This window comes from Paenibacillus glycinis (assembly GCF_009909185.1).
Lineage (GTDB): Bacteria > Bacillota > Bacilli > Paenibacillales > Paenibacillaceae > Paenibacillus_Z > Paenibacillus_Z glycinis.
This window is the reverse complement of sequence record NZ_JAAAMV010000049.1, coordinates 1-2,327: the sequence shown is the minus strand read 5'-3', so window position 1 is coordinate 2,327 and position 2,327 is coordinate 1. Positions and strand designations below refer to the sequence as shown.

The window sequence follows — 2,327 nt, the reverse complement described above, 5'->3', positions numbered from 1 at the left end:
CGTACAGCAGCGCTCCGAACAGTTCCCACACGGAGAAATCAAAACAGTACGAATGGAACATCGTCCATACGTCTCCCACGCCAAAGGTAAACGGCAGCTGGTTATTCATCAGCAGCTGCACCACATTTCGATGCTCGATCATGACCCCTTTCGGTCGTCCTGTCGATCCGGAGGTATAGATGATATACGCCAGTGAATCCGGGGCAGCGATTGCCTGCAAATTTGAGGTGTCGAGCTGCTCCCGTCCGTATTCGTCCAGCGCGATGCTTGTGCCCGTGAAGGAAGACGGCGTCTGCAGATGCGACTGGGTCACCAGCAGGGTTGTCCCGCTGTCCTCCAGCATGTAGCGGATCCGATCCGTCGGATACTCCGGATCGATCGGCACGTACGCGCCCCCTGCCTTCAGAATCGCCATTATGCCCACGATCATCTCCAAAGAGCGCTCGACCATCAGGCCGACCAAGCTGTCCGCCTGCACGCCCTTCTCCCGCAGTACCCTCGCCAGTTGGTTTGCTCGCTCGTTCAGCTCCCGGTAGGTCAGTTGCTGTTCCTCGAATACGACCGCAATATTGTCCGGCGTTCGTTCCACTTGCGCTTCGAACAACTGATGAATCGTCCTATCCCGCGGGTAGATTACTTCCCCCGCTTTTGACAGTTCCAGCAGTTGATTCTGTTCTGTCTTGGATACCAACTCTATTTGGGACATCGGCATATCCGGTTTTTCCAATGCTTGATCGAGGAATAATATGAATTGTTGAACCAATGCAGCGATCACCGTTGCGCTATAAACCTGTTGGTTATATTGAATCTTTAAATCTATTGTCTCTTCCTGGACATGAAAGGCAATAATCATATCCCTTTGATGAATATCACAATTAGATGTATCATGCACATTTTCCAATAACACAATTGTTTCTAACGGCCATAGGACTGTTTTTGTCGAATTCATTATTTTAGAGAAATCTTCATAGGATACGTTTGGATGCTTATCCGCTTCAACGACAGTACGCCTGACCTCATTCAACAACTGTCGGAACGTAGCGGCAGCATTTACATTTGTTCGAAGTGCGAGTAAATCATCCTTTTCTTCACGCTCTATTCCGAGGTGCGGCATTCCAATAAGAACATCATCGTTGTTTGAATAGAGAGAAAGCAGTCGCTTGACTCCGCTTAACAGCAAGATGTATAACGCAAGCAAAGAGCCGTTCGAGATTTTGTTCGTTTTTTCATATAACCCGCTCGGCAATTCTTGCTCAAATACACCATAATTTGAAGAAGAATAATTAACTGACTTTCCATGAAATCGACTGGGAATTGGACTGCCTTGCAGCTTTTGCATCCAATATTCCCTTTCCAATTTATATTCCGTTCTCGCCAAAGCATCTGGTTCGAGTAATTGCTTGTACATGCTGACCTCCAAATGTTTTATAACATTTTTTAGAAATTAAAGCGTATTTCTTCCTCAATAAACCGGTCTCTTTTTTTCGAGCTTAATGGAATGTCTTTTAGCGCAACATATCTATTGTTCATGATAAATTCAATTAGGGAGAGGAAGTAGTCAGCCATTCTTTCCGCAGTCTTGTCTTTAAAAAGAGCCGTATTATAATTAAGCCTACATTTTATTTCTTTGGCCCCTTCCGACGCCTCCAGCAATAAATCGAATTTAGCGACCCGATTCTTGAATTCATATGGTGTTATCAGCAATTTTGGGAGTTCTAGATGCGGCAGCCCCATGTTCTGCAACACAAACATCGTATCAAACAGTGGGTTACGGCTCGCATCTGGCACCTTATTTAGCTGCTCCACCAATCCCTCAAATGGGTACTCCTCATGCTCGAATGCTTCCAACGTCTGTTGCTTCACTTCTTCCAAAAATTCCGCAAAAGCTTTGTTCCCCGTTGGATAGCTGCGCAGCGCCAGCGTGTTTACGAACATTCCAATGAGTCGCTCCAGACTTTCATGACCTCTGCCTGAGATCGGCGTGCCTACGATAATATCCTCTTGTTCTGTGTACTGATACAACATGACTTTGTACATGGTTAAAAGCACCATATATAGTGTCGTGCCTGTCTCATTCACCAAGCGTCTTAATTCGGAGGTTATAGCTTCGTTTAGCGTGAACGTCACCCAATTACCTTCGAATCGCTGTTTCGCCGGCCTTGGATAGTCCGCCGGAAGCTGTAGAACCGGCAACTGACCAGCGAAACGGTTTAACCAGTAGGATTCATGCTCCTTCATGGCCTCACTAAATTGACGCTCCTGCTGCCAGGCCGCGTAATCCTTGTACTGGATGCGCAGCGCCGCCAGCTCTTCCCCGGCGTACAGCT

Annotated in this window: 1 protein-coding gene and 2 pseudogenes; all 3 read right to left on the bottom strand. The window is 46.9% G+C overall.

What is annotated here, in order from left to right; translation table 11 throughout:
- Window positions 1–634: pseudogene (locus tag GT019_RS32815) on the bottom strand (AMP-binding protein); the annotation flags it as partial.
- 84 nt (window positions 635–718) lie between these two features.
- Window positions 719–1,408 (bottom strand): annotated as a pseudogene (locus GT019_RS32810) (condensation domain-containing protein); the annotation flags it as partial.
- Between the two features lie 29 nt (window positions 1,409–1,437).
- Window positions 1,438–2,327: condensation domain-containing protein (locus GT019_RS31455; protein ID WP_235949637.1), on the bottom strand; the 890-nt coding region annotated here is incomplete at its 5' end.